Source organism: Microvirga sp. jy35 (genome assembly GCF_056148915.1).
This window is the reverse complement of sequence record NZ_JBWBEW010000004.1, coordinates 106,291-132,328: the sequence shown is the minus strand read 5'-3', so window position 1 is coordinate 132,328 and position 26,038 is coordinate 106,291. Positions and strand designations below refer to the sequence as shown.

Genomic DNA, 26,038 nt, shown 5'->3' with positions numbered 1-26,038 from the left:
CTCCCGTTTTTTTAGGACAGCCATCTTAGGCATGCCTGCAAAGGATTGGAAAGCCGGACGACGGCGGTAGCCCGTCTGCAGCGTGGCACTCTCCATTGTTCAAAAGGCTGTGTTCTCCGGTCCCTTCGTTTGCAGCATGCGGCGCGCATCGTCCGGGGTCGCGACCGTGAGGGAGAGCTCCTCGAGGATGCGGCGGATCTTGCGAACCTGATCCGCATTGGACGGCGCGAGCTCGCCCTTGCCCAGATAGAGGTTGTCCTCCAGGCCCACGCGCACATGCCCGCCGAGGATGGCCCCCATGGTCACGAACGGCAGCTGATGGCGGCCGGCGGCGAGAATGGAGAGATAGTAGTCGTTCCCGAACAGGCGGTCGGCTGTCGCCTTCATGTGCATCAGGTTCTCGGGCTCCGGACCGATGCCGCCGAGGATCCCGAAGATGGCCTGCACGAAGAAGGGCGGCTGCACGAGTCCGCGGTCGGCGAAATGGGCGAGGTTGTAGAGGTGGCCCACGTCGTAGCACTCGAATTCGAAGCGGGTGCCGAGCGCGCCGAGTTCGGTCATGCCCCGCTCGATCTGCGTGAAGGTGTTGGACAGGATGAAGTCCTTGGTCATCGCCAGGTAGGGCTTTTCCCAGTCGTTCTTGAACGACGCGATGCGTCCGCCGGCGCCGGAGATGTTGAAGTTGAACGATCCCATGTTCATGGAGGCGATCTCGGGCTGAGCCCACTTCGCCGCGGCGAGGCGCTCGTCGAGGCTCATGCCGAGTCCGCCGCCGGTGGTGATGTTCACGATGGCACTGCTGCCGTTCTTGATGGCCGGCAGGAACTGCCGGAACACCTCGGGGCTCTGCGTCGGGCGGCCGGTCTGCGGGTCCCGCGCATGCAGGTGAAGGATCGCGGCACCGGCCTCTGCCGCCGCGATGGCGCTCTCGGCAATCTGCTGCGGCGTCACCGGCAGGTAGGGCGACATGCTGGGCGTGTGGATCGACCCGGTGACCGCGCAGCTGATGATGACTTTGTCCGCTCGCTTCATCGAAACCTCCAAGCCGTGAGACCGGCTCGCCCATAGGGAACAATCCCCAGGTTATGCGCAATGGCCGGTGCGGGTCCATAGAATGCCGCGTTGAGGCGGGAGCAGCGCATCATTTTCAATCAAAATGCGCCCCGTTCCGTGCTGCATGAACCACTTCTTAACCAAGAACAACAACTTATAGCTTTCTCTGCTCCCGCAAGAATTCAGATGAAGCTGACGGAAGGTTCTTCCGCGTCGGATTGGGCAGAACATCACGACAACCAAAAGAACTGCAGATTCTGGGGGACTGCATGCGCATGAAATTCGGTATCGGGACGAAAATCCACTCCATTACATTGACGGCTCTGGTCGGCATCGCTGCAATTATCGGCGTCGCATTGTTTCATCTGCGTGAGGAAATCACTCAGGCGCAGATGGTCAAGACCCAGCATGTGGTCGAGTCGGCCTATGGCATCCTCGCGCATTACGAGGCGGAGGAGCGTGCCGGCCGCCTGACCCGCGAGGCCGCCCAGAAGGCGGCAGCCGACGCGATCAGGGTCCTGCGCTACGACACCCAGGAATACTTCTGGATCAACGACATGCATCCCAAGATGGTGATGCATCCCATCAAGCCGGAACTCGTCGGTGCCGACCTGACGGAGAACAAGGATCCGACGGGTCTGCGCCTGTTCGTCGCCTTCGTGGACAAGGTGAAGGAGAGCGGCGCCGGGTTCGTGCCGTATCTGTGGCCCAAGCCCGGCGCGCAGGAGCCCGTCGGCAAGATCTCCTACGTGAAGGGCTTCAAGCCCTGGGGCTGGATCATCGGCTCGGGCGTCTACACGGACGACACCGCCGCCAAGGTGTGGAGCACGGCTCTGAAGCTCCTGTCCGGCGTGGCCGTCATCGTCCTGATCATCGGCGTGGTCGCAACCTTCATCGGCCGTGGCGTGACCAGGCCCATCCTGGCCCTCGGGCAGGTCATGCGCTCCCTCGCAGAGGGTGAGCGGCAGATCGATGTGCCGGCCCGGAACCGCAGCGACGAACTCGGCGCCATGGCCCATGCGGTTCAGGTGTTCAGGGACACGCTGATCGCCAAGGACGAGGCGGACAAGGTCCATGCGGTGGATGCCGATGCGCAGGCGCGCCGGGCGCAGCGCCTCGATCAGCTGACCCGCCAGTTCGAGGCGAATGTCGCAGCCCTGACCCAGATTCTCTCGACCGCAGCGGCCGAGATGGAGGGCACGGCCCAGACCATGGCGGCCACGGCCGAGCAGACCAACGTGCAGTCCCAGACCGTTGCGACGGCGGCCGAGCAGGCATCCCTGAACGTGCAGACCGTGGCTGCGGCCACCGAGGAGCTGTCCATCTCCACCCGCGAGATCGCTGCCCAGATCTCCCAGTCGGCAAGGGTCGCAGGCGCTGCCGTCGAGGAGACGCGGCGCACGGACGTCACCGTTCAGGCTCTGGCCAGCACGGCGGAGAAGATCGGCGCCGTGATCGCGCTCATCAACACCATCGCCGGACAGACCAACCTGCTGGCGCTCAATGCCACCATCGAGGCCGCAAGGGCAGGGGAGGCCGGCAAGGGCTTCGCGGTCGTGGCCTCGGAGGTGAAGGAGTTGGCGAACCAGACCACCAAGGCCACGGAGGAAATCTCGGCTCAGATCGTCGAGATCCAGCAGGCGACCCGGGAGGCGGTCAGCGCGATCCAGAACATCGGCAGCACCATCAGCCAGATGTCCGAGACCTCCGTGGCGATCGCCGCGGCGATCGAGGAACAGGGCGCTGCGACCGGCGAGATCGCTCGCAACGTGCAGGAGGCCGCCCGCGGCACCGCGTCCGTGAGCGGCAGCATCATGGACGTGAGGCAGGGAGCCGAGCAGACAGGCACGGCCGCAAGCCGCGTGCTTGGCGCAGCCCAGCAGCTGGCCCGGCATTCCAGCGATCTCAGCCGCGAGGTGCAGAGCTTCCTCACGGACGTGAAGGCCGCTTAAAAGCAAACCATAAGAAGTCCCAGGCCGAACGGATGCTTCGGCCTGGGGCAGCCATCCTGTCGATTTTCGGGCACCCCATTCCCGTGGCAACCATTCCCGGCTAAGAGTCCATCGTCTCTTCGCGAATTGGATTCCAATCTATGGCCGCCAGCGTTACCGACCGTTTCCTCCGCTACGTCGTCATCGACACCCAATCAGACGCCTCCTCGAAAACCCAGCCTTCCACCGAGAAGCAGAAGGATCTCGGCCGCCTGCTGGTCGATGAGCTCCTGTCCATCGGCGTCTCCGACGCGCATCTGGACGAGCACGGCTACGTCTATGGGACCATTCCGTCGAACACGCCGAAGAACAGCGTGCCGGTCATCTGCATTTGCGCGCACATGGATACGGCGCCGGACTACTCCGGCACGAACGTCAAGCCGCAGATCGTCAGGAACTACCAGGGCGGCGACATCCGGCTGCCGGGCGATCCCAGCCAGGTCATCCGCGTCTCTGACCATCCGGTTCTGAAGGATCTGATTGGCCACGACATCGTCACGTCGGACGGCACCACGCTGCTGGGTGCGGACGACAAGGCAGGTATCGCCGAAATCGTGGCCGCCGCCGAGTTCCTGATCAACAACCCGGACATCAAGCACGGCACGATCCGCATCCTCTTCACCACGGACGAGGAGATCGGCCGCGGGGTCGACAAGGTCGACCTGAAGAAGCTCGGGGCCGATTTCGGCTACACCATGGATGGCGGAGTCGCCGGCAGCATCGAGGACGAAACCTTCTCGGCGGATGCGGTGGAGATCGCCATCAAGGGCGTGGCGATCCACCCGGGCCAGGCCTACGGACGAATGGAGAACGCCATCAGGATTGCGGGCGATATCATCGCGCGCCTGCCGAGGGACATGGCGCCCGAGACCACGAAGGGCCGCGACGGCTTCATCCATCCAACCGGTGCTTCGGGCGTGATGGAGAAGGCGCATCTGAGCTTCATCATCCGCGATTTCACGGAAGAGGGCCTCAAGGCCAAGGAGGCTCTCCTGGAGGACATCACCCGCGAGGTGATGAAGGCCTATCCGAACTCCAGCTACACCTTCGCGGTCAAGGAGCAGTACCGCAACATGAAGGAGGTGCTCGACCGGCACCCGGAGATCATCGAACACGCCGTGGAGGCGATCAGGCGCGCCGGCATGGAGCCGCGGCGCGACAGCATCCGCGGCGGCACGGACGGCTCGCGCCTGTCCTTCATGGGCCTGCCCTGCGCCAACATCTTCGCCGGCGGCCACGCCTTCCATTCTCCGCTGGAATTCGTCAGCAGCCAGGACATGGACAAGGCGGTGAAGACCATCGTCGAACTCGCGCGTGTCTGGGAGGAGCGCGCGTAAAGCGCCTCCTTCGTTTGTGTCCGGCGCATAGACCCGGTTTCTCAAAGCCGGCAAGGCGGGTGCCAGGGACGACCGCCTTGCCGGCTTCATGTTAATTGCGTTGCGTCAAAGAAGGGCAGGGGCCCGGCAAGGGCCACGCATTGAAGGGCGGCTGCGCGGAGCCTCTCGGATTCGCGCAGCATACCGGTTCATCCTACATCTGGCGGCTGCCGTTCCGTGCCAACGGCAGCCAAGCCATCAGCCGTATCCTCTCGTTTGCTTCCGCCTCCACGGCGATCGTGCCGCCGATGCTCTCGATCTGATCCCACAGGCCCGAGAGGCCGAGATGAAGAGCGTTTTCCACCGATTCCAGATCGCCCGATGCGGGGGCATCCGCCGTCACCACGACGTGGAGCGCATCGGAATCGGAGCGCGCGGAGACGAATGCGCTTCTGATGGTGTCGTCCCGGTCCGTGCTGTCGAGGCAGACCTGAACAAACCGGGATGCACAGATCTTGATGAAGTCAGGGATGGCGCACGGCGCCGGGATGTCGATCCTGCAATCAACTGTCATGCGTGATCTGTCCTCGTGATCGCTGACGATCTTCTGCATCGCATCCGCAGGCGACAGGTTCTTGACCTCCGGCAGCTGAAGCCCTGCGCAGATATCCCAGATGTCGCACAGCGCCTTCGACAGGGCATCGCGGACCGCCGGCAGCTCCGCCCCTGTCGGAAATTGTCGATCGAGGGTGTTCAGCTGCACAAGAGCAAGGCTGATGGACTGCCCCGGGCCATCGCGCAGGTTCAAGGCGACACGGGGCATGAAGTCCGCATTGCCATCGGGTCGATCCCGGCCCGAACGTTCGACCCGTGCGCGCAGGACCTCGTTCTGGCGCAGCAATTCCTTGAGCTGCATGATCCTGTGCGACAGCGAGCCACGCATATGGTCGATGGCCTTGCTGCCTTCCGACACGATGGAGAAGAGCGCTCCGATGATCGCGATGGCGACCAGCGCCGTCACCGCCCAGCTCTGCCAGTGGGCATGGGACAGTTGCTCTTTGAGCGCTTGAGCATCCTCATAGAACTCAAGAACCGCAATCACCTCTCCGCTGCGGATGTCGCGGACGGGAGCATAGACCTCCAGCATGGGAATGCTGATGGCGCGCTCTCCCTCGTTCTCCTCGTGGTAGAGATGATCGACCTCCGTGCCCACCGCACCGGACCAGGCTGCGAGCTGGTGCGGACTGGGGGGAAATCTCTTGCCGACGAGATCACGGTCGCTGCTGTAGACGATGTGACCGTCCTGCTTCCAGATCTTGATCTTCAGGACATGGGCTCGAACGGCGGGCTGGACCAGGGCTTCGTTCAAAGCCTGGATGCTGGCCTCCGACAGGGTGTCGCCATCAGCGAGTTCCTGAAGGTGCGGCGTGAGAAAGGTGTTGATGTAGAGGGCGGCCGACGCGCCGGCGATCTCGGAAACGCCCGTTTCGATCTTTTTCGAAACCCACGTGCCGAGAACCATCATGGCCACGACGAGCGCCGCTGCCGCTACAAGGGTGAACTGCCGCTTTAGCCCGTGCTTTATGCGCAGGAAGCTCTTGAGCTCATACCCGTCGATCTTGCCCTCATGACTGCGCACACGATCCCTCCCGTTGGAGTGACCTCCAACACAATCCGGCACGGGGTCATGGTGTGCCGTTCTTCTTGTTGTTTGGTGCTATTGGGGCAGACGACCTTTGTTCTTCCGATCAGACGCCGCTCTCTGCAGGAGCGTCTGTTTCGAAGATTATCCTTAAGCGTTCATCTGCGGCAACTCGGTTCACCCTTGAGGCGGCTATGGACCAGGGGGGGATTCGGAGTACTCCCAAGGATGTATCGGGATGGTCGGCAGGCTTCAGCCGCCCTCAAGCCTGGAGAGCCGATTTCAACACGAGTTCAGCGCCAAGAAGCAGCAGGCCGACAAGAAACCATTGCCGGAACGTCTCGGGGCTGACCCTGCGCCTGGCAACCTGCCCCAGCCACATGCCGGCGAGCGCGGGCGCGATCGCGAGAAGCGAGAGGGCCAGGCCATCGAGCCGGAACGCTCCACGCCATCCCAGTCCGATCGCAAGGGCGACCGTCGATACGGTGAAGGACAATCCCAGGGCCTGGATCAGGTCGTCCTTGCGCAGGCCGAGGGCCTGCAGATAGGGAACGGCCGGGATGACGAAGACGCCCGTGCCTCCCGTGACGATGCCTGTCGTCAGGCCAACCAGGGGCGACAGCAGGTTCTCCCAGCGAGCCGGGACGGAAAGCTGCCGGGCCAGCAGGGTAAACCCGGCATAGGCGACAAGTGCTGCTCCCAGGCCCGCCGTGGTCCATCGGGTGTCGCCCTCGGCCAGAACGAATGAGCCGGCCCCGTTCCGAGCACGATGCCCAGCATCATCGGCCACAACCGCCGGATCAGCGCCGTGAAGCTCGGTCCGGTCGCTAACTGCCACACGTTGGTGACGAAGGACGGGACGATCAGCAAGGCGGCCGCCGCCACGGGCGACATGAGGGCGCCCAGCGCTCCCATGGCCACCGTCGGCAGACCCATGCCGGTCACACCCTTGACCATGCCGGCAAGGAAGAAGGTCAGGCCGATCGAGAGCATGAGCCACGGAGACGGATCGAACATGGCCTATTGACCCACGGGGGAGGGGGAGCGCAATGCGGATTCCACGTAGCGAGCCTTCGCGGAGAGACCGGATCAAAGGAGAGCGCTCTCCGGCGCCGCCGACGGGCCGCAGGGATGGAACGCCTCGGCGGGCCGGGAATTGCCTTGGAGGCGGCCACGGGGCCGCCCCTGGAGGAGTTTGCCCGATGCCCAACCGCATGCAGGACGGTCAACAGCCCGAGGCTCTGCGCTCCCTGAAATCGGCCGCCAAGGCGGGGAGCCGGAAGCCCGATGATCAAGGTCTCGAGGCCCGCGGCGACACAGCGCCGGTTTCAGCCCCTCCGGAGCAGGAGCAGGACGCCGCCGCCAAGGTGCTCCAGGAGGGCGTGAAGAAGAACCCTCGCGGAATGGAAGAGGCGGCCAAGAAGGCTCCCCGGCGCTGATCGCCTGTACCTGTCTTCGCTGCGCCGCCGGCCTTACCCGCGCCAGAACTGGGGAAAGAACAGGATCAGCACCGTGAACAGCTCCAGCCGTCCCAGGAGCATGCCGAAGCACAGGAGCCACTTGGAGGCATCCGGAAGCGTGCCGAAGTTGCCGGCCGGGCCGATGATCGGGCCCAGGCCCGGGCCGACATTCGACAGGGCCGACACGGCCGCGCTGGCGCTGGTGAGGAAATCGAGGTCGAATGCCATCAGGGCCACGGTGAGCGCGCTGTAGCAGATGAAGTAGAGCGAGAAGAACACCACCACCGACCCGATCACGTCGTCCGGCAGCAGACGGCCCGCATAGATGCGCGGAAACACACCCCGGGGATAAAGCAGGCGCAGGAACTGGCTCTGCAGCATGCGGATCATCACCTGGAAGCGAAAGATCTTCATCCCGCCAGTGGTCGATCCCGTGCAGCCGCCCACGAACATCAGCCCGAAGAACAGGCCGACCATCAGGTTGCCCCAGAGCGTGTAGTCGGCCGTTGCATAGCCGGTCGTCGTCACCACGGACACCACGTTGAAGGCGGCCAGCCGGAGGGCATCGGCAAATTCATGCCCGGTCACCAGGATCAGCCATGCTGCAACCGCGATGATCAGGACCACCAGGAGCGTCGCCAGGAACCGGACCTGGCTGTCGCGCAGGGCGTCGCTCTGTCCCTGGAACAGCCGCAGGTAAAGCACGAACGGCACGGCGCCCGAGAGCATGAACAGGGTCGCGATCCAGTGCAGGGCGGGGCTGTTCCAGTGCGCCATCGAGATGTCGGAGGTGGAGAACCCGGCCGTCGAGACCGTCGTCAGCGCATGGGCGACGGCATCGAACGGCGTCATCGCCACGAGCCAATAGGCAAGGGCGCAGGCTACCGTGAGGGCCGTGTAGATCAGGACGATGCCGGTCGCGATCTCCCGCACGCGCGGCATCACCTTCTCGGATCGGTCGGAGGATTCCGTGCGGAACAGCTGCATGCCGCCGACGCCGAGGGCGGGCAGGATCGAGATGGCGACGCCGATGATGCCGATGCCGCCCAGCCACTGCAGGAGCGCCCGCCAGAGAAGAATCCCTTTGGGAGCGTCGTCGAGACCGACGATGACCGTGGCGCCGGTCGTCGTCAGGCCGGATACGGACTCGAAGAATGCGTTGGTGAAGTGGTCCCTCAGCTGGGCGTAATCGGAAATGTAGAGGGGGATGGCCCCGAACAGGGCAATGGTCGTCCAGGCGACCGGCGTGAGGAGAAAAGCCTGGCGCAGGGTCAGCCCCCCGGACAGCCGGCAGCGGGTCACGTGGGTCAGTGCTGCGGCGCAGGCGAAGGTGATGAAGCTGCCGATGAGAAAGGCTCTCCAGTCCGGATCGCCCGTGAGGGCATCCACCCCTGCGGGCAGCAGCATGGCCGCCGCAAGCGCAAGGAGCATGCGCCCTGTCAGGTGAAGGACCGGACGGATGTAGGGTGGGGCCCAACCGCCCGGAAACGATCTCTCGCGCATCGGTCGGCCCTAGTTTCCTGTACCGGTCGACGGACCGGCCAGGATCGCCTCCGCTTTGCGCAGGGCCCGGTAGGCCACCACGGCGATGATGCTGTCGCCGGGATGCACCCGGGACGAACTGGTCGGAATGATCACCTCGCCGTTGCGGACGATGGCACCGATCAGCATGCCGTCGGGCATGCCGGCTTCGCGCAGGGTGCCCTTCACCAGCCGGGAGCCTTCCTGAGCCGTCGCCTGGATCACCTCGCCGAAATCCTCGCGGAGCGTATAGAGGGCGGAGATCGAGCGGTGGCGCACATGGCGCAGGATAGTCGAGATGGTGATGGCGCTCGGGCTCACGACCGCATCGATGCCCAGCGCCGGCAGCACGTGCTCGTAGGAGGTCTTGTTCACCAGAGTGATGGCCCGCGTGCAGCCCTCGCGCTTGGCGAGCACGGAGGCGAAGATGTTAGTCTCGTCGTCGTTGGTCACGGCGATGATCGTCTCGGCGCTCTGGACATTGGCCTCGAGCAGCACCTCCTTGTCGAGCGCATCGCCCTGGATCACCACGGCGGAATCGCGGAGCTCGCGGGAGATGTACTCGGCCCGCTCCCGTGAATGCTCGACCATCTTCAGCGAGACATACGGAGCATGGCGGGCGATCCTGGTTGCCAGGTTGAAGCCGACATTGCCGCCGCCCACGATCACGATGCGGCGGGCGACCTGCTCCTCGTGGCCCAGGAAGGCCATGACATTATCCACGCGGGCGGTCTCCGTGATGACGTAGACGTCGTCGCCCTGCTGCACCTGATCCTCGGCCCGCGGCACGAAGGCCTGACCGTTGCGCACGATGACGCCCACGACAATTCCGGAGCCGCCGGAGGTGGCGAGCTCCCTCATCCGCCGCCCTACCAGGGAGCATGAGCCCGTGTTGCAGTGGACGCCCAGAAGCTGGATCCGGCCGTCGGCCAGCGGCACGGTATCGAAGGCGCCGGGCGTCCTGAGGCGCCGCACGATGCCGTTGGCGACCTCCACCTCGGGCGAGATGATCACGTCGATGGGAAGCTGGTCGGAGGCGTAGAGACCCTTCCAGATCGGCTCCAGATAGCCATGATGGCGGACACGGGCGATGCGCCGGCGAACATTGAACAGGGAATAGGCCACCTGGCAGGCGACCATGTTGATCTCGTCGGACTGGGTCACAGCGATGAGCATGTCCGCATCCCGCGCGCCCGCCCGCTCGAGAACTTCGGGATGAGAGGCATGGCCGACCATGCCGCGGACGTCGTAGCTCTCGTCCGCCCGTCTGGCCTGATCGGGTGAGATGTCCACCACCGTCACGTCGATGCCCTCGGAGGCGAGATGCCGGGCTATAGTCGAGCCGACCTGTCCGGCACCACAGACGATAACTCTCACGGCAACCTCATTCCCCAGATACGCTCGCTTCCGGGTTATGTAGGGCACATGGCGGTGGAATACACAAACCGGCCTTCAGGGCCGGCTCTCCTTTAAGGCGGGCGGCCTCATGTTTAGAGCGGGAACCTTATGGACGGCCCGCTTCCGATGCCTGGGAGCCGGGCGATCAGCCGATCATCTCGAGGACGATCTGGCGGATTTCCTCCCGGGACAGGCCGGATGATTGCGGCTTCGGCGCAGACTTGGCCTGCAGGAGAGCCTTGGCATGCTGGGGGGACTTTTTCGAATTCTGAGAGTGAATGGCAGTCGACATGATAAACCTGTGGCCGCACCGGATGAAGCCCGGGCAGCATAGTTGTGAGTAGGGCCGTCGGCGCAATGCAGCGACAGGCACGATTCCGCCCGAAGGGGCTGGGGTAACAAACGATGGGAACGGTAAGCGGGCTCGGCGGCTCGATCACGAGCTAGGGAGAGCAGGCCGAACATCTCGGTTGGGTAAGACCAATATGGGGCATTCGCCAGCTCATGGCAAGATAAAACTTTGCAGTACCGGACAAGGTCGACCGGCTCCGAAAAGTAATGAACATCGCCGAACTATGGCCAAGTGACGTTTTCCAAGAAAAGCGTGGCCTCTTCGAAGATCAGGATTATTCCGGGCGGCGAAATTCTCTCGCAGGACGGCCTTGTATTGGCCGCAAGTGAGCTCTATATGAAGCCTATCGACATTTGGCCGGACAATTGGGCCGTTACGCCTTGGCATGCCAGGCGCACGTTCAGACGCTCTTCCCAAACTTCGACGAACCCGAGCCTGAGGTCGTGCTTTCGCACGTGCCCTTGGCTTACGTGCACTGATGCATACACTCAAGGAATACTGCCATGATGACGGGCACCGTTAAGTTCTACAACGATCAAAAAGGCTTCGGCTTCATCCAGCCGGACAATGGCGAGAAGGACGTGTTCGTCCACGCCACGGCTCTCGAGCGTGCCGGCATCCGCGGCCTGCGCGAAGGCCAGAAGGTCTCCTTCGACACCGCCGAGGACCGCCGTTCCGGCAAGGTCGCCGTCAACAACATCCAGACGGCCTGAGAATGACGGGCGCGTCACACAGCGCCTGATGAATATGAAGCCGCCCCCCGTGGGGCGGCTTCTGCTTTGTGAAACGCCATCTTCCGATGGCGATACCGGCGAGGACGCGATGAATACCTTTCGAAAAGCCTCTCCTGCGAAATCCGTGATGTTCGTGGTGGATTATTCCGATGCCCGCAGGGCCTATCTCTGGGTCGACAACCCCGGGAAAGCCAGCGATCCCCGCGCTGTCGGGCTGATCGCGCGAGCCCAGCAGGAACAGGGCACTCTCCCGGGCGGCGACATCGCCAGCATCCGGCGCGTTCGGTAATCGGCCTCGGTTGAACGAGACGGCAGACAGGATCAATGAGCGGAATGAAGCATCAGAATTTCGGCGAGCGGCTCAGTGCGGCCAAGAACGCGAAGCAGGCCATGGCGGCAAAGTTCCGGCAGCGCCCGGGACCTGACGACCCGGCGGTTGCTGAGCGACGGGCTGCTCGGGCCTCGGTGAGCGCCGCGCGCGAGGCCCGGTTGGCTGAGCGCGAGGCCCAGCGTCTCGCCGATGATGCCCGCATGGCGGCCGAGCGCGAAGCCCGCGCGGCCGAGCAGGCGGAGCAGGACAAGCTTCAAGCGGAGCAGAACGAGCGGATGGCTGCCGAGAAGGTCGCGGACGACGCAAGGCTCGAGGTCGAGCGCAAGGCGGCCCGCGATGCCCGCTATGCGGCCCGCAAGGCCCGCAAGTAGCGGCTCGGCCCGGCGCATCCTGACGATCGCGTCCGATCCGGCTGAAACAAGGAGGAGATCAAGCGATGTCTCACAAGTTCAAAGTTCGACAGATGGTTCGGCTGACACAGCCCGGATTTTCCGATACACGGACGAGTTCCGGCAACGTCTATGAGGTTGTACGGCTCATGCCGGCCGATCAGACCGGCGAAGTGTCGTACCGGATCAAGTCGGGCGTGATCGAGAGGGCCGTCCGCGAGGGCGAAATTCGGAGCGCCTAGGCGCCCGTGCCTCGAACTCCTCGTTTATCAATCCGCCAGGCGCAGGCCGGGGCGGAGCAACACACCAACATATAAGAGAGGACATCCATTGCAGGTTCTGGTGCGCGACAACAACGTCGATCAAGCCCTCAGGGTGCTCAAGAAGAAGATGCAGCGCGAAGGCATCTTCCGCGAAATGAAGGCGCGTAAAGCCTACGAGAAGCCTTCGGAGCGGAAGACCCGCGAGAAGGCCGAAGCCGTCCGGCGCGGTCGCAAGGCCGCCCGCAAGCAGGCGATCCGGGAAGGGCTGATTGCGGCTCCCAAGCCGAAGCCCCGTCCCGGCGCTGCCGGCGCTCGTCGCCCGATGGCGGCTCCAAGCGCGGCGCCTCGCCCAGAGGCCGCAGAGTAAAGCCGACCGCATCGGGCCCGAGGGTGGATTTGCACTTTCGGTCCGATGCTCCGCTTTCAGGCGCAAGGCGCCTTTGTCAGGTTCCCAGGCGGCGCATGATGAATCACGCGCCGCTTCGTCTTTCATCGACAGTCGATCCGGCATCGCGGCCGATCGTGGCGCGGATCGAGCACCGTTTCACCTGAAGCATCTCATTGTCATGCAGCTCCTCCGCTCCAAACTCTTCGACGTCTATCTGGCCCTCTGGACCGGCCTCTTCGCGCCTGTTCTGGCCGTGCTGTGGCTGTGCGGCTCTCCCGAGCGCGGCGTGCGCCTGGCATCGCGCCTTTGGGCGCGCGGCATCCTGGCGGGCCTGAGCCGGATCGTCGGCCTGACCTATGCGGAGCGCGGGCTTCACAACATCCCCGACGAGCCCTGCCTGATCATCGCCAATCATCAATCGACCTGGGAGACCCTGGCCTTCCTGGCGCTTTTCCCGGATGTGGCCATCGTGGCGAAGCAGGAGCTGCTGACCATCCCGATCTTCTCGTGGTTCCTGCGCAAGTCGCCGATGATCCTGATCGACCGGGAGAGCGGCTCGAAGGCGGTTCGGAAAATGGTGGACGAGAGTCGGGCTGCCCTCGCCCAGGGGCGTTCCGTTCTGATCTTCCCGGAGGGCACCCGCAAGTCCGTGTCCGAGCCCATCGCGTTCAAGCGCGGCGTCGAGCTTCTCTACGCGAAGCTCGACCGTGTGGTCCTTCCCGTCGCTCTGAATTCCGGCCATTTCTGGGGGCTGGACCAGTCCGTCAAGAGGGGAGGGACCATCTCGGTGTCCTATCTCGATCCGATCCAGCCGGGACTGCCCGGCAACGAATTCACCCGCAGGGCCGAGCAACTCCTCGAGGCCGAGAGGCGGCACTCATGGCCGCAGGCCGCCTGAGCGAGGCCTGCTGCCGGGCGCGCAGGTTCAGGCGATGGCCCGCATTGGCTGCGGAGGGCCTTGGGTTTCCGCGATGAAAGCCGCGATGGCGTCGCGCGGCATCGGCTTGGCGATCAGGTAGCCCTGGGCCTGCGAGGCCCCGGCCATGCGCAGGGCATTGAGCTGCTCGTGCGTTTCGACGCCTTCGGCCGTCGTGCTCATCTTCAGGTCGTTGGCGAGGCCGATCGTGGCCTTGATGATCGCACGGCTGCCCGCCGATTCGATCATGCCGCGCACGAACGACTGATCGATCTTGATCTTGTCGAACGGAAAGCTCCTGAGATAGCTCATCGACGCATAGCCCGTGCCGAAATCGTCGAGGGAGATCCCCACCCCCAGGCCCTTCAGCCGCCTGAGCGCCGCGGTCGCTTCCTCGGTGAGCTTGACGGATTCCGTGATCTCCAGGACGAGGCGGTGAGCCGGCATGCCGGAGAGGGTCAGGGCCTTCGTGACGCTGGCGAAAACGTCCCGGCGCTTGAACTGCACCGGGGAGAGGTTGACCGCGACCTTCAGCGGGAGATCCCAGGTCATGGCCGTCGCGCAGGCCTCCTCGAGGATCCAGTCGCCGATCGGAGCGATGAGGCCCGAGTCTTCCGCGGTGGGAATGAACTGCAGGGGCGGGATCATCCCCTTCGTCGCATGCTTCCAGCGCACCAGGGCCTCGCAGCCCCACATCCGGTTCGTCGCCAGATCGAGAATCGGCTGGTAGAACAGCTCGAACTCCCGGTTGTCGAGGGCGCTCTTCAGGGCTCCCTCGAGGGCGCGGCGTTCCGCGCGGGAATCCTGGATGTTCGGGTCGTAGAACCGGTAGCTGCTGTCGGGGTCGGACTTTGCCGCGTAGAGCGCGACATCGGCCGATCGCAGCAGTTCCGTCGATGTCTTGCCGTCGGAGGAGGCGATCGCGATGCCGGCGGAGAGCCCGACATCGATCTCCGTGTTGCCGGCCGTGCAGGGAATCTTCATCGCGGCCTGGATGGCCGTGACCAGATCCGTGACCTGCTGCCGGCCCCTGACCGGTCTTTGAATGATGGCGAATTCGTCGCCGCCGATGCGGGCGATGAAGTCGCTCTTTCGCAGACGCTCGCGCAGGCGGCGCGCTACGGTCTGGATGATCTCGTCTCCCGCGCCATGGCCGTGATTGTCGTTGACGTCCTTGAACCGGTTGAGATCGAGGAGATGCAGGGCGAAATCCGTGCCGGATCGCTGCGAGGCGAGAGTGGTCCGCTTCAGCTCCTCGATGAAGAACGGCCTGTTGGGAAGCCTGGTCAGGACATCGTGGCGCGACAGGTAGCTCTCGCTTGCGGCCCTCAGGATGCCGGTTCTCACATGCCTTAAGCCCATCAGGCTGGCGGTGTCGACCGCCACGCCCATGAGATAGGCGATGAGCCCGATCACCCGCGCCTCGAGGCGCTGTCCGGCCATGAGCTCCGCCACGGTGCGGCTGACGGCGATGCCCCCCGGATAATGCGCGAGCGGATGAAGCGCGAACAGCCGCTCCTGCCGGTCGATCCAGCTCACGTCGCGAATGAGCGTCGGGCTGTTTTTCGCGATCATCCGCTGCAGCGGGGTGTCGGGCTTCCAGATCCTGCGGCCGAGCGCCCGTTCGGAGTTCGGCATCTGCGCCAGAACGATGCCGTCGCGCCGGTAGAGCGTGACCGCCGACGAGGGCTTCTTGAGATGCTCCTTGTAGAGCGCCTCGAAATGGCTGAGGTCGATGGTGGAGACGACGATGCCGAGGAGGTTGCCTTCGGTGTCGTTGATCCTGCGCGCGAGCGACAGAACCTTCTTGCCGGTAGCCCGGATCCGCATGGGCTCGCTCAGGTACGAGGTGAGCGTCGGATCCGCCGTGAGGGCCTGGTGATAGGATGTACCCGAAAGATAGATGGGATCGGACATCGGGCGCGGGTTCGAGGTGCCGACGAGCCGCCCCCGGGCGTTGACGAGATCGATGCGCACGATCTGGGGCAGGGCGCAGGACGCCCCGACCAGAACGGCCTTCGTGGCCTGCGACGCGGCAAAGCCGTCGAACTCCCCCGCGCGGAGGCTCGCCTGCGGGATGCGGTCGACCAGGTCGCGCAGAACGCCCTCGATGGACTGGAAGATGCCGTCCGTCCGCTCCTGAAGAGCCAGCGCGAGGTTCGCCAGATCGCCCTCTGCGCGCGCGAGATCGTCGGTGTAGCCCCGCACCAGGAGAAGCACGATGCCGACGATGAGAGCCGTTGCGAGAACGAGGCCGAGGATGATGATCAGGGAGGCGGGCACAACGGGTTTCGATTAGGCCTGTGAGCGACGATCTGCGCCACAATCTGCCCGGAGGTGTGGTTATTCCGTTAACTTTTGCCCGGACCGGGCTTCCTTTAGGGAAAAAAGCCGAACCCGGGCCGTCCGGTGCGGCGCAGGGCTCGTCGAACCCGCTCTCCGGCCCTCGAACCTCATGACCGGTCAGTGGTCCTGGCGAGCGGCCCGGACACGCGTCGCCGGTTCAGCCGCATGAGCGCAGGATGCCCTCGGGGCAGATTGCCGCCGGGGAAGGCGAGGGGCACCGGGCCGGCGGCTGTATTCCCTGCGGCAGGTTAGAGCATCGTTCGGAAAAGTGGATCCGGTTTTCCGCCTGAGACGATGCTCTCATAAGGGATGAAGCATCGGATGGCTCCCAAAAGTGCAAATCCACTTTTGGGTCCGATGCTTTAGGCGACGGGAGCATCGACCCTACAGACGACCCCCGTGGGAGCGAATGCGATCTCCACCTGGCCATCGAGATCGTTGGCCAGGCTGCGCTCGATCAGCCGGGAGCCGAAGCCCCGCCGGCGAGGAGCGACCACCGGCGGCCCGCCGACCTCCGTCCAGCGCAGGGACAGCCTGGGCGGTGCGGTGCCGTTGCTCACGCTCCACGACACATCGATGGTGCCGGTCTTGTTCGCCAGCGCCCCGTACTTCACCGCGTTGGTGGCCAGTTCGTGCATCGCCATGGCCAGCGCGAGCGACATGCGGGGCGTCACGCGCACATGGGGACCGGTGATGCGGAACCGGTTCTCGCCGGAGGTTTGATAGGGCTCGAGAGCCTTCTCGATGACCTCCACCAGGTCGGCTCCATCCCAGCTTTCACGGGTGAGCACGTCGTGCGCCCGGGAGAGGGCGAGAAGCCGCCTTTCCAGGGCATCGCGCGCGTCCTCTTTCGTGTCCGACGTGCGCAAGGTCTGGGCCGAGATGGATTGCACCGTCGCCAGGGTGTTCTTCACCCGGTGGTTCAACTCGTCGATGAGCAGCCGCTGGTGCTCGGCGGCGCGCTTCTCCTTGTCGAGAGCGGCCCTCAGGCGCTCCTCGCCTCGATGCAGATCATCGAGCCTGGCGCGGGCATCGTACTGCCTGCGCCGCCCGCGCAGGGCTGACCGGGCGACGCTCACGAGCGTGCCCGGGTGGAAGGGGCGCTCCAGGAACACGACGTTGCCGAGGACCTCGGAGAGACGCGCCAGGGCCGGATTGCGCTCGATGCCCCCGCCGCGAAGGGTGAGGAGCACGAAGGCGAAATCCGACCACGCGGGCTGATCCGACAGCCAGTGGGAGAGATCCTTCAGGTCCGCGGTGCGCAGCGCCTCGTCGGTGACGAGTGCGAAACCCGCGCCCTGCGCGATCTCGCGCACGAGCGCCGCCATGTCGAGGCAGATCTCCGACGTGATCCCCGCGCTTCTCAGAATGTCTGCGGCGATCATCGCATCCCGCCCATGAGGCGCCAGGATGATCGCACGCTCCGAATGTGAGTGAAGAACGTCGCTCATCCTCAGCGGTCTTTGAGAAGCTGCGCGCGGTCGCCGTCGGTGAAGACCGGGGTCCCGCGCAGGATGCCCTGGAAGCCCTCCAGAGGTTCGCCGAGGGAAATGCCCCGGTTGGTGATGCGCATCTCGCGGATCGTGTTCTCGTGCGACCCGAACCGCTTCTTGACGATCGAGATCGCCCGGCGGACCTGACCGAAGGCCTCGAAGTAGCGCAGCAGGATCACGGTGTCGGCCAGGTAGGTCACATCGACCGGGGACTTCATGTCGCCCACGAGACCGTGCTGCGCGACCGTCAGGAAGGTCGAGACGCCCTGCCGGTTCAGGTATTGCAGCAGCTCGTGGATGTGGAGGGTCAGAAACTGCTCCTCCGGCATGGCGGCCTGATAGCCGTTGAGGCCGTCGATCACCACCGTCTTCACGCCGTAGCGGTGGATCTTGGTGCGCACCCGGTCGGTGAATTCGCCAGGTGAGAGTTCGGCGGCGTCGACCTGTTCGATGAACAGGTTGCCGGAATCGCACAGCGCCTTCAGATCGATGCCGACCAGCTTGCATCGGTCGATCAGCAGACCGAGCTCCTCGTCGAAGATGAACAGGGCCGCCTTCTCGCCCCGCGCGGCCGCCGAGATGGCGAACTGCACCGTCAGGAGGGACTTGCCTGTGCCGGCCGGCCCCATCACCAGCGTGCTCGAGCCCTGCTCGATGCCGCCGCCGAGGAGCGCGTCGAGTTCGGCCACCCCGCTCGTGAGAACGTTGCGGGCAAAGCCCGTCTTGTGCTCGCCGGAGACCAGGCGCGGAAACACCTGAACGCCTCCTTCGACGATGATGTAGTCGTGGAACCCACCCCGGAACGACTGGCCGCGATACTTGATCACCCGCAGGCGGCGACGCTCGGCGCCGTAATTGGGCGTCAGCCCCTCCAGGCGGATCACCCCGTGGGCGAGGCTGTGAACCGTCTTGTCGTTGGTGTCCGTGGTCAGGTCGTCGAGCAGGAGAACCGTCGCGCCCTGGCGCGCGAAGTAGTGCTTCATGGCCAGGATCTGGCGGCGATAGCGCAGGGAGCTCTGCGCCAGAAGGCGGATCTCCGACAGGCTGTCGATCACGATGCGGACCGGTTTCGTCCTGTCGATGGCGGCGAACACGGCCCTGGTGGTTTCGCCGAGTTCGAGATCGGACGAGTAGAGCAGGCTCTGCTGGTGCTCGTCGTCGAGCAGGTTCTCAGGCGGAACGAGCTCATACACGTGAACGCTGTCGCCGAGGCTCCAGCCGTGCGATGCCGCGCCGTCGCGCAGCTCGGCTTCCGTCTCCGACATGGTGACGTAGAGCCCGGTCTCTCCGGCCTTGGCCCCGTCGAGCAGGAACTGGAGGGCGATTGTGGTCTTGCCGGTGCCGGGGCTGCCCTCCAGCAGATAGACGTGGCCGGGCGACAGGCCTCCGACGAGGATGTCGTCCAGGCCCTCGACCCCGGTCCGGGCTTTCGGAGCGGGTTGAGGTTTAGCAGTCATGATGAAGTCCGATCTCGGCCTGCAGAGCGGCCGGAAGCGTGTGGGTCGGGATCAGCCGAAGGACCCCTGTGAGCGCCTGCTCCGCATGCCACAGGTCGTGCTGCTGCTGCCGCTCGAGCCAGAAGCTGGGCGTCGTGCCCGAGAGGCGGGCGAGGCGGGTCGCCATGTCCGGGCTGACCGCCGCCTTGCCGGCAAGAATCCTGTGGAGCGTCTGGCGGGCGATGCGAAGCTCGCGGGCGGCTTGGCTGACGGAGAGGCCGAGGCCGGGCAGAACCCGGTCGCGCAGAATCCATCCCGGGTGGGACGGAGCCACCGGGAAAGCGTCTCGGGAGCGGGGCATGATCCAGCCTTTGTTGTGCCGACTGTAGCGTTATGGGTGACAGGTCGCGAAAGGCAAGGACCTTGGCTGCTGCCAGCCCCATGTCCAGCTGATACCAACCCCATGTCCAATGGCGCAAGGCCAGGCCGAAAGCACCTTGAAGTTGTGGCAGAGGGGTTCCTGCCGCTCCTGTAGGGCTAGGGTTAGCTTAGGTTAATGGCAGCCCTCCTCGGGTCGGATAAGGCAGAGGGTGTCCCCGCACGCACCCGGCGAGCAGGGCATCCTGGCTGTGTCTGGAGAAGCGGGCGTGTCCACGAACAAACTCAACAATGGCACCGTTCTGTCAGAGCCGGAGGCCCTTGAGGACCTTCTGAACCTCAACAGTGATCCTGGTCCGGAACCGACCCTGCCGCCCCATGTGGCGAGCTTCCTGGGCGAGCAGCTCCAGGCCTATTACGCCCAATTGATGAGCGAGCCGGTGCCCGATCGCTTCGCTCAGCTCCTCGCGCAACTGGACGGGAGACGGAGCGACCAAGATGGCGAGTGAGGATCCGGTCCGTCAGGCGATGCTCTCCGCCATTCCGCACCTGCGCGCCTTCGCCATCTCGCTCACCGGCAACGTCACCTATGCCGACGACCTGGTGCAGGCGGCGCTTCTGCGCGGGCTCGAGAACCTCGACAAGTTCCAGCCCGGCACGAGCATGCAGGCCTGGCTCTTCACCATCCTGCGCAACCAGTTCTATACGGACATGCGCCGCAGCCGCCGGGAGGTGGACGATCCGGAGGGAGCGCTCGCCGGCAAGCTCGCGGTCATGCCGGAGCAGGGCGCGCGCCTGGACTTCTCCGACATGCAGGTGGCTCTCGCCAAGCTCAGCGTCGAGCAGCGCGAGGCGCTGCTGCTGGTGGGCGCGGAAGGCGTGTCCTACGAGGAGGCGGCGCAGATCTGCGGCACCAATCTCGGCACGATCAAGAGCCGCATCAACCGCGCCCGCACCCGCCTGGCGGAACTCCTGGCTCTCGATGCGCAGGAGGATCTCGGTCCCGACCGCCTGGTCAAGGCGGCGTTGTTCATGCAGATGCCCTGAGCCGGCCCCGGGCCCATCTCCTACTTGCCGGCCGCCTTCCGCAGGGCCGCGTTGATGCGGTCCTGCCATCCCGGACCATCCTGCTGGAAATGTTCGAGCACATCCTGGTCGATCCGCAGGGTGACGCTCTCCTTCACGCCAGGGATGGACGGAGCCTGCGACGGTCCCTCGATGGGCTTGGTCGTAACCTTCTTGAAGGCAGCTTCGGCCGCCCTCAGGGGATCCGTGGGCCTGCGTCCTCCTGGTGGTCTCGACATGTCTCTCTCCCCATGGGCTGTTGCTTCGGAGGCTTGTGCGAATGAACCTCGTTCGCGCCCTGCAGGATATCCGACATGGCGGGTCTGTGCCAAACCGGGAAGGCCGCCGCCGTTCCAAGGGAGCCGGGCAGGCAGGTCGGGCGCCACAGGAACGAGACCTGATCATCTCTGTTGACCTCCATGTTCATGAGGAGGTCGAGGTTGGCCATGACGAAGCTTAGACGCTTATCGGCTGTTCTTGCAGGATGCATTCTCGCCAGCAGCCTCGCCACGGGTGTTGCCGCGCAGCCCAGGATGGATCGCGACTGGGATAATGGCCGCGATTGGCAGGACCGCGATCGTGGCTGGGAGCGCAACAGAGACTGGCGGGACCGCGATCGCGATCGCGGTTGGGAGCGTGACAGGGTTCGGCGGGATCGCGACTGCTATTACGAGACCCGGCGGGAGCGGAACCGTTTCGGCGAAATCATCGTCCGGCGGTACCGGGTTTGCGAAGAGTAGCCCGTTGAGGCCGGTGGTCGAGGGCGACCGCCGGCCTTGAGATCCTACTGGGGTGTTGCCGGAGTCGGCGAGGGCGCGCTCGTTGCCGCGCGAGGCTGCGATTGCACCCGATCGAACATCCGGAGGGCCGCGTCGACGCAGGCCTGCGTCGATTCCCGGTCGCTGCAGACGACGCGAAGCTGCGTATCACCGCTCCGCACGAAGAAATGAGCGCTGCCGCCACGACGATCGTCATCGTCGTCACGCATGGCGCGCCGGCGACGGTCGCCCCGGTCGTCGCCGCGATCCCTGTGCCCATCCCATCCGTCGCGGCTGTCGTACCACCGCCCCTGGCGGTCATCGTCGTCGTCCCGCGAGGGGCTCTGGCTCCAGGCCGACGTTCCTATCAGGGCCAGTCCCGCTGCTAGTATGAGGGCTTTCCGCATATAGGCCTCCATCAGGCGACGCCTCAAGGGAATGCGCGCGAACATTCTTTCAGAGCGGCGTCTTGGATCGTGAAAAGGGGCGCCTGGGTGAACCGGGGGGCTGAGCGTAAGTTCCGAATGGCATTCCTGTGTCCGCGACACCCATGTCGGTGCGTCATGAGCGCCCGCGCCGGAACATGCCTCCCGCGAGCCGGTTGATGACGCTCATGTGACAGGAGCGGGACATGCAGACGTGGTGGCTGACGGTGCTGGGCCTTGCGGCGGGGCTGTGCACCAGCCTCAGCTTCGTGCCGCAGGTGCTCAAGGCCTGGCGAGAGGGCGACACCGAGGCGATCTCGAAGCGCATGTACGTGGCCTCGCTCATCGCATACGGCCTCTGGATCGGACACGGGCTGATGATCGCCAGCGTGCCGGTCGTCCTGTTCAACGTGATCAACGTCGTCTTCGCGGGCACCATTCTGACCCTGAAGCTGCGGAGCCTCAGATCCGCAGGAGCGCGCTGACCATGCAGGCAACCCTCTCCACCCTGCTCGGCGTTGCGGCAGGCTGCATCGGCCTCTACAGTCTCGTGCCGCAGGTCGTGAAATGCTGCCGCACCGGCGATGTGGCGGCCATTTCGCTGCGCATGTTCGCGGTGCGCATCTTGGGACTCCTGCTCTGGACCGTCTACGGCTTTGCCCTCGGCTCTCTGCCGATCCTGGTCTTCAGTGCGCTCGGGTTGGTCCTGAGCATGGTCATCCTCGTTCTGAAGGTCCGAGGCTCCCGCGTGCCGTCGGCCGAAAAGTCGTGCCGCCAGGACGTATCGCCACGACAGGGGTCAGGCGCTGCCGAACCCGTCGCGCATTGAACTCCTGGCAGCCTGCAACAGGCTCGACGGCTCCGGCGACAAGGATCAGGGCATCGAGCGCAACGGCAAAGCCAACATCGTTCCCGCAACGCCGGACGGCATGGTTTTCCGCCGGACGCCTCAGAAGGTGCTCCGCATCGTCTGCCTCACCGACAAGGCGGGCGCGGATAGTGGCGGCTTCTATCCCAAGGGGATGAACGGCGCGCTCAAGAGCACGTAACCGGCCGATCGGGCGTCGCAGATTCAGGTTGCTGATCCGGCCGGTATGGCGGCGCTTGTGCCGCCATACCCCAGGGAGCATCAGCCGCGCCGCGCGGCCTCGATTGCCGCGACGTCGATCTTGGTCATGTCCATCATCGCATCGAACGCGCGCTTGGCCTCAGTGCCGCCGGCCGCCAGCGCCTCCGTCAGCACGCGCGGGGTGATCTGCCAGGACACGCCCCACCTGTCCTTGCACCAGCCGCACGCGCTCTCCTGGCCGCCGTTGCCCACGATGGCATTCCAGTAGCGGTCGGTCTCCTCCTGATCGTCGGTGGCGATCTGGAACGAGAAGGCTTCCGTGTGCTTGAACGCGGGGCCTCCGTTGAGGCCGAGACAGGCAATGCCCGCAACGGTGAAATCCACCGTCAGCACGTCGCCCTCCTTGCCGGCCGGATAGTCGCCGGGGGCGCGGTGCACCGCATGCACCGCGCTGTCGGGAAAGGTCTCGGCATAGAACCGGGCGGCAGTCTCGGCGTCCTTGTCGTACCAGAGGCAGATGGTGTTCTTTGCCATTGCGTGCTCCTTTCGCTCTGAAGCCGATGTTCGGGCCTCTCCACACAGCCGTTCCCACGGAGGCAGCGGACCGCATGTCTCCACGCCGGACAGGGCCGGTTCTCGCGGGCGTTCATCGCAGGCAGCAGACCGGGAGCGTCGCTGTCCGCTTCGGGTCAGGATGGGACGGACAGTGCAGCCGTGTAAAGGCCAGCTCGCGTTCCCGGCGGGCAGGGGCGGGTGTGCCTCTCCGTCCGGCCCCGGGCATTCACGGGCTGCCCGAACCCCTCAGTGGGACCGTTGGTTGAGTTGAACAGCCTCGAGGAAGGGAAATTCCAGCACGATCTCATCCAGATCGTCCTTCACCTCGATATGCGACGAGGCCCAGTTGACCGGCTGCTCGAACTCGGTGCTCATCAGGTTCTGCGCCATCGCCTTGGCCACCTCCCAGGCCTGATCCGCATCGCGCAGATCCTGCCCCTCGGGATCGGGGAGGGCGTCCCCGCCGATATGCACGTTGAAGAAGTAGCGTGGCATGGGTGTCCCTGAAGCTTGAGTGGTGAGAGGCCAATCAGGCCGGGCGCGATCAGTTCCGGATCATCCCCGGAATTGCCGTCGGAATGGCATCCGTCGTGAACTCCCCTAATGAGGCATCGCCGCTTTCTCATCGATATGAGCGCTGGAATAGATCTTGCGCGCAAGAACCGCCAGGCCGAGCAGCGTGACCGCCGCGAGGGCGCAGCACGTCGCAAAGCCCAGCGAGAAGCCGCTGCGTGCCGCTTCCAGCCATGCCGGTGCGGTCTGGCCCATGGCCTTGGCGGTCTCGACCGCTCCGGCGAGCGTGGTGGAGACGGCGAGCTGCTGAGCGGCGTTCAGTCCGCTCAGGTCCACCCCGTCCATCGTCATGCGGTAGACGAGGGTCCCGAGGCTTCCGAGCAGTGCGACGCCGAGCGCTCCGCCGAACTCCGCGCTCGTCTCGGAGATGGCGGAGGCGGAGCCTGCCTGCTCCGGCGGCGCGGTCCCGACGATCAGGCCCGTCGTGGTGAGGACGACCGGCACGAAGCCGAGACCGACCAGCATGCTCGCGCCAAGGACGCCGACCAGGCTCTCGGCATAGGCGGCGGCTGCCATCGCGGAGACGCCGGCGGCATTGACGACGAGGCCGAGGAGGACGGTCTTGACCGGCCCGAGCCGGTTCGTGAGCCGGTAAGCCTGCAACGACATGATGGTGAACACGAGGGCGGACGGCACGGACCACAAGGCCGCCTCGAGGGGCGACAGGCCGAGAACCAGTTGCAGGAACAGGTTCTGGAACAGGAACACGCCGAACACGAAGAACATGCCGGCCAGATTGACGATCAGCGAGGCGGTGAATGCGGGGATGCGGAACAGGCGCAGGTCGATCAGCGGATGCGCGAGGCTTTTCTGTCGGCGCACGAACACCACGCCGACCAGCAGTCCGGCCGCGATAGCCACCAGCTGGCGCGGCGCGAAGCCGTCCGCGGCCATGTGCTTGAAGCCGTAGATGATCGGCAGCACGGTCCCGAGCGACAACGCCACGCTGATGAGATCGAGCCTCTCGCCGCCCTCGTTCCTGTATTCCGGCAGCAGGAAAGGCGCGATGATCAGCAGGGCGAGCATGATGGGGATGTTGATCAGAAACACCGATCCCCAGTGGAAGTATTGCAGCAGCACCCCGCCGATGAGAGGCCCCACGAGCCCGCCCAAGGCGAAGGCGGTGCCCCAGATGCCGATCGCCCGGTTCCGCTCAGACTCGTTCTGAAACAGATTGACCACCAGGGACAGGGTCGACGGCGCGATCGTCGCGCCGGCGACGCCTAGCAGCGCGCGCGCAATGATGAGCTGCTGCGCCGTGCCTGAAAACGCCGCGAGCGCGGAGGCCAGACCGAAAGCGAAGGCCCCGATGAGCAGCACGCGCCTGCGGCCGATCCGGTCGCCGAGGGTGCCCATGGTCACGAGGAAGCCCGCGACCATGAAGCCGTAGATGTCGTTGATCCAGAGCAGTTCCGATGCCGATGGATCGAGATCCGCCACGATGGCGGGCATCGCCAGAAAGAGAACGGACAGGTCCATCGAGTAGATCAGGCAGGCGATCGACAGAACGCAGAGCCCGATCCACTCGCGACGTCCCGCGAGCGGCTGGTTTTCGACGGCTGCCTGTTCTTGCATGAACCGACTCTCAGCTTGGCAAGGGCAGGTCCTTACACGCCCTCGCGTGGATTCGGCAACCGAGCAGCCTGGCTCTGCCGCCCCCTATTCCAGAACGACCACGGCTTCGACCTCGAACAGCATGGGGTCGATGGCGAGCTTGGGGACGGGAACCAGGGTCTGGGCCGGCAGCGCCTCGCCGAACATGGCCTTGACGGTCCTGGTCAGCACCTCGAGCTTGGACATGTCGTGGTCGACCACGAACACCGTGAGCTTGGCGACCTGATCCGGCCTTGCCCCGAGCGCCTCGATGGCTTTGCGCAGGTTTGCATAGGCCTGCTCGACCTGGACGGCGAAGTCGGGCGACAGGCCTCCCGTGCCGTCCTGGCCGCCTTGGCCCGAGATATAGGCCACTCTGGCTCCGGCGGGCACGATCACCGCCGTGCTGTAGCCGTTCGGCGACGGATCGTAGAGGTTTTTCGGATTGACGATGGTCAGCTTGCGAGCGCTCTCGTCCGCTGCCGCCCCCTTGGAAACTCCCATGGTCATGATGATGAACCCTCCGATGAGCAGATGTTTGATGGCGCGTGACATGATCGTCTCCCGTCTCCGACGACCGGGAGCAAAGGACC

General features: G+C 64.9%; 29 protein-coding genes and 2 pseudogenes. 15 read left to right on the top strand and 16 right to left on the bottom strand.

What is annotated here, in order from left to right; genetic code table 11:
* Positions 1-99: 99 nt before the first annotated feature.
* Positions 100-1,032, bottom strand: a complete 933-nt coding sequence (gene kce / locus AC0QTX_RS05470; RefSeq protein WP_474602816.1) for a 3,5-dioxohexanoate:acetyl-CoA acetone transferase — start codon at positions 1,030-1,032, stop codon at positions 100-102.
* A gap of 290 nt (positions 1,033-1,322) precedes the next feature.
* Between kce and AC0QTX_RS05465 the strand changes: the two genes are divergently transcribed.
* Positions 1,323-3,005 carry a methyl-accepting chemotaxis protein gene (locus AC0QTX_RS05465; RefSeq protein ID WP_474602815.1) on the top strand — a complete coding sequence of 561 codons (1,683 nt, stop codon included), beginning with the start codon at positions 1,323-1,325 and terminating at the stop codon, positions 3,003-3,005.
* 140 nt (positions 3,006-3,145) lie between these two features.
* On the top strand, positions 3,146-4,381 hold the full coding sequence (pepT, locus tag AC0QTX_RS05460; RefSeq protein ID WP_474602814.1) for a peptidase T: 1,236 nt from the start codon (positions 3,146-3,148) through the stop codon (positions 4,379-4,381).
* A 193-nt stretch (positions 4,382-4,574) separates the two neighbouring features.
* On the opposite strand, the gene AC0QTX_RS05455 is transcribed toward pepT, so the two are convergent.
* The gene (locus AC0QTX_RS05455) at positions 4,575-5,999 is read right to left on the bottom strand and encodes a sensor histidine kinase (RefSeq protein WP_474602813.1); all 1,425 of its coding nucleotides are present in this window, start codon (positions 5,997-5,999) and stop codon (positions 4,575-4,577) included.
* A gap of 265 nt (positions 6,000-6,264) precedes the next feature.
* Positions 6,265-7,019: pseudogene (locus tag AC0QTX_RS05450) on the bottom strand (sulfite exporter TauE/SafE family protein).
* 185 nt (positions 7,020-7,204) lie between these two features.
* Here AC0QTX_RS05450 and AC0QTX_RS05445 point away from each other — a divergent pair.
* The gene (locus AC0QTX_RS05445) at positions 7,205-7,441 is read left to right on the top strand and encodes a hypothetical protein (RefSeq protein ID WP_474602812.1); all 237 of its coding nucleotides are present in this window, start codon (positions 7,205-7,207) and stop codon (positions 7,439-7,441) included.
* Positions 7,442-7,474: 33 nt separating this feature from the next.
* Here AC0QTX_RS05445 and AC0QTX_RS05440 read toward each other — a convergent pair whose 3' ends face one another.
* From AC0QTX_RS05440 to AC0QTX_RS05430, 3 genes are all read right to left on the bottom strand, one after another.
* Entirely contained in the window at positions 7,475-8,965 is a 1,491-nt protein-coding gene (locus AC0QTX_RS05440; protein WP_474602811.1) for a TrkH family potassium uptake protein, read from the bottom strand.
* A gap of 9 nt (positions 8,966-8,974) precedes the next feature.
* Positions 8,975-10,360, bottom strand: coding sequence for a Trk system potassium transporter TrkA (trkA, locus tag AC0QTX_RS05435; RefSeq protein ID WP_474602810.1), 1,386 nt, complete (start codon positions 10,358-10,360; stop codon positions 8,975-8,977).
* Between the two features lie 166 nt (positions 10,361-10,526).
* Positions 10,527-10,673, bottom strand: a complete 147-nt coding sequence (locus tag AC0QTX_RS05430) for a hypothetical protein (protein WP_474602809.1) — start codon at positions 10,671-10,673, stop codon at positions 10,527-10,529.
* A gap of 563 nt (positions 10,674-11,236) precedes the next feature.
* On the opposite strand from AC0QTX_RS05430, the gene AC0QTX_RS05425 reads away from it, so the two are divergent.
* The 6 genes from AC0QTX_RS05425 to AC0QTX_RS05400 all read left to right on the top strand — a co-directional run bounded on the left by AC0QTX_RS05425 (position 11,237) and on the right by AC0QTX_RS05400 (position 13,736).
* The gene (locus AC0QTX_RS05425) at positions 11,237-11,446 is read left to right on the top strand and encodes a cold-shock protein (protein ID WP_036357668.1); all 210 of its coding nucleotides are present in this window, start codon (positions 11,237-11,239) and stop codon (positions 11,444-11,446) included.
* Positions 11,447-11,555: 109 nt separating this feature from the next.
* Complete coding sequence (locus AC0QTX_RS05420) at positions 11,556-11,756, top strand: hypothetical protein (protein ID WP_474602808.1); 201 nt, start codon at positions 11,556-11,558, stop codon at positions 11,754-11,756.
* A gap of 44 nt (positions 11,757-11,800) precedes the next feature.
* The gene (locus tag AC0QTX_RS05415) at positions 11,801-12,169 is read left to right on the top strand and encodes a DUF6481 family protein (protein ID WP_474602807.1); all 369 of its coding nucleotides are present in this window, start codon (positions 11,801-11,803) and stop codon (positions 12,167-12,169) included.
* Between the two features lie 65 nt (positions 12,170-12,234).
* Complete coding sequence (locus AC0QTX_RS05410) at positions 12,235-12,429, top strand: hypothetical protein (RefSeq protein ID WP_474602806.1); 195 nt, start codon at positions 12,235-12,237, stop codon at positions 12,427-12,429.
* A gap of 88 nt (positions 12,430-12,517) precedes the next feature.
* Positions 12,518-12,817, top strand: coding sequence for a 30S ribosomal protein S21 (rpsU, locus tag AC0QTX_RS05405; RefSeq protein WP_474602805.1), 300 nt, complete (start codon positions 12,518-12,520; stop codon positions 12,815-12,817).
* Positions 12,818-13,016: 199 nt separating this feature from the next.
* Entirely contained in the window at positions 13,017-13,736 is a 720-nt protein-coding gene (locus AC0QTX_RS05400; RefSeq protein ID WP_474602804.1) for a lysophospholipid acyltransferase family protein, read from the top strand.
* Between the two features lie 27 nt (positions 13,737-13,763).
* Here the strand turns inward: AC0QTX_RS05400 and AC0QTX_RS05395 are convergent, their stop codons facing one another.
* The 4 genes from AC0QTX_RS05395 to AC0QTX_RS05380 form a co-directional block, all read right to left on the bottom strand.
* Positions 13,764-16,037: a bifunctional diguanylate cyclase/phosphodiesterase gene (locus AC0QTX_RS05395; protein WP_474602803.1), complete on the bottom strand. Its 2,274-nt coding sequence runs from the start codon at positions 16,035-16,037 to the stop codon at positions 13,764-13,766.
* Between the two features lie 425 nt (positions 16,038-16,462).
* Positions 16,463-17,551, bottom strand: a complete 1,089-nt coding sequence (locus tag AC0QTX_RS05390) for a sensor histidine kinase (protein ID WP_474602802.1) — start codon at positions 17,549-17,551, stop codon at positions 16,463-16,465.
* A 2-nt stretch (positions 17,552-17,553) separates the two neighbouring features.
* Positions 17,554-19,050, bottom strand: coding sequence for an ATPase domain-containing protein (locus AC0QTX_RS05385; RefSeq protein WP_474602801.1), 1,497 nt, complete (start codon positions 19,048-19,050; stop codon positions 17,554-17,556).
* Complete coding sequence (locus AC0QTX_RS05380) at positions 19,040-19,390, bottom strand: HigA family addiction module antitoxin (protein ID WP_474602800.1); 351 nt, start codon at positions 19,388-19,390, stop codon at positions 19,040-19,042. Before AC0QTX_RS05380 ends, AC0QTX_RS05385 begins: the two co-directional genes overlap by 11 nt.
* Before the next feature lie 286 nt (positions 19,391-19,676).
* Here AC0QTX_RS05380 and AC0QTX_RS05375 point away from each other — a divergent pair, with 286 nt between their 5' ends.
* Both AC0QTX_RS05375 and AC0QTX_RS05370 read left to right on the top strand, forming a co-directional pair.
* Positions 19,677-19,916, top strand: coding sequence for a NepR family anti-sigma factor (locus AC0QTX_RS05375; RefSeq protein ID WP_474602799.1), 240 nt, complete (start codon positions 19,677-19,679; stop codon positions 19,914-19,916).
* On the top strand, positions 19,906-20,454 hold the full coding sequence (locus tag AC0QTX_RS05370; protein WP_474602798.1) for a sigma-70 family RNA polymerase sigma factor: 549 nt from the start codon (positions 19,906-19,908) through the stop codon (positions 20,452-20,454). Before AC0QTX_RS05375 ends, AC0QTX_RS05370 begins: the two co-directional genes overlap by 11 nt.
* Before the next feature lie 20 nt (positions 20,455-20,474).
* On the opposite strand, the gene AC0QTX_RS05365 is transcribed toward AC0QTX_RS05370, so the two are convergent.
* The gene (locus tag AC0QTX_RS05365) at positions 20,475-20,711 is read right to left on the bottom strand and encodes a BrnA antitoxin family protein (protein ID WP_474602797.1); all 237 of its coding nucleotides are present in this window, start codon (positions 20,709-20,711) and stop codon (positions 20,475-20,477) included.
* 207 nt (positions 20,712-20,918) lie between these two features.
* Between AC0QTX_RS05365 and AC0QTX_RS05360 the strand changes: the two genes are divergently transcribed.
* Positions 20,919-21,212 (top strand): hypothetical protein, encoded by a 294-nt coding sequence (locus tag AC0QTX_RS05360; protein WP_474602796.1) that lies wholly within the window; start codon positions 20,919-20,921, stop codon positions 21,210-21,212.
* 44 nt (positions 21,213-21,256) lie between these two features.
* Here AC0QTX_RS05360 and AC0QTX_RS05355 read toward each other — a convergent pair whose 3' ends face one another.
* Positions 21,257-21,637: a hypothetical protein gene (locus AC0QTX_RS05355; RefSeq protein WP_474602795.1), complete on the bottom strand. Its 381-nt coding sequence runs from the start codon at positions 21,635-21,637 to the stop codon at positions 21,257-21,259.
* Between the two features lie 224 nt (positions 21,638-21,861).
* On the opposite strand from AC0QTX_RS05355, the gene AC0QTX_RS05350 reads away from it, so the two are divergent.
* The 3 genes and pseudogenes from AC0QTX_RS05350 to AC0QTX_RS05340 form a co-directional block, all read left to right on the top strand.
* The gene (locus tag AC0QTX_RS05350) at positions 21,862-22,140 is read left to right on the top strand and encodes a SemiSWEET family sugar transporter (RefSeq protein WP_474602794.1); all 279 of its coding nucleotides are present in this window, start codon (positions 21,862-21,864) and stop codon (positions 22,138-22,140) included.
* A gap of 2 nt (positions 22,141-22,142) precedes the next feature.
* Positions 22,143-22,484, top strand: a complete 342-nt coding sequence (locus AC0QTX_RS05345; protein ID WP_474602793.1) for a SemiSWEET family sugar transporter — start codon at positions 22,143-22,145, stop codon at positions 22,482-22,484.
* A 10-nt stretch (positions 22,485-22,494) separates the two neighbouring features.
* A pseudogene (locus AC0QTX_RS05340) lies at positions 22,495-22,704 on the top strand (ferritin-like domain-containing protein); the annotation flags it as partial.
* An 80-nt stretch (positions 22,705-22,784) separates the two neighbouring features.
* Here AC0QTX_RS05340 and AC0QTX_RS05335 read toward each other — a convergent pair.
* From AC0QTX_RS05335 to AC0QTX_RS05320, 4 genes are all read right to left on the bottom strand, one after another.
* A complete protein-coding gene (locus tag AC0QTX_RS05335) occupies positions 22,785-23,258 on the bottom strand; it encodes a VOC family protein (protein ID WP_474602792.1) in 474 nt (157 codons plus the stop codon).
* Positions 23,259-23,525: 267 nt separating this feature from the next.
* Positions 23,526-23,774 carry a DUF6894 family protein gene (locus AC0QTX_RS05330; protein ID WP_474602791.1) on the bottom strand — a complete coding sequence of 83 codons (249 nt, stop codon included), beginning with the start codon at positions 23,772-23,774 and terminating at the stop codon, positions 23,526-23,528.
* A gap of 105 nt (positions 23,775-23,879) precedes the next feature.
* On the bottom strand, positions 23,880-25,427 hold the full coding sequence (locus AC0QTX_RS05325) for an MFS transporter (RefSeq protein WP_474602790.1): 1,548 nt from the start codon (positions 25,425-25,427) through the stop codon (positions 23,880-23,882).
* Between the two features lie 84 nt (positions 25,428-25,511).
* A complete protein-coding gene (locus tag AC0QTX_RS05320) occupies positions 25,512-26,000 on the bottom strand; it encodes a RidA family protein (RefSeq protein WP_474602789.1) in 489 nt (162 codons plus the stop codon).
* Positions 26,001-26,038: the final 38 nt, after the last annotated feature.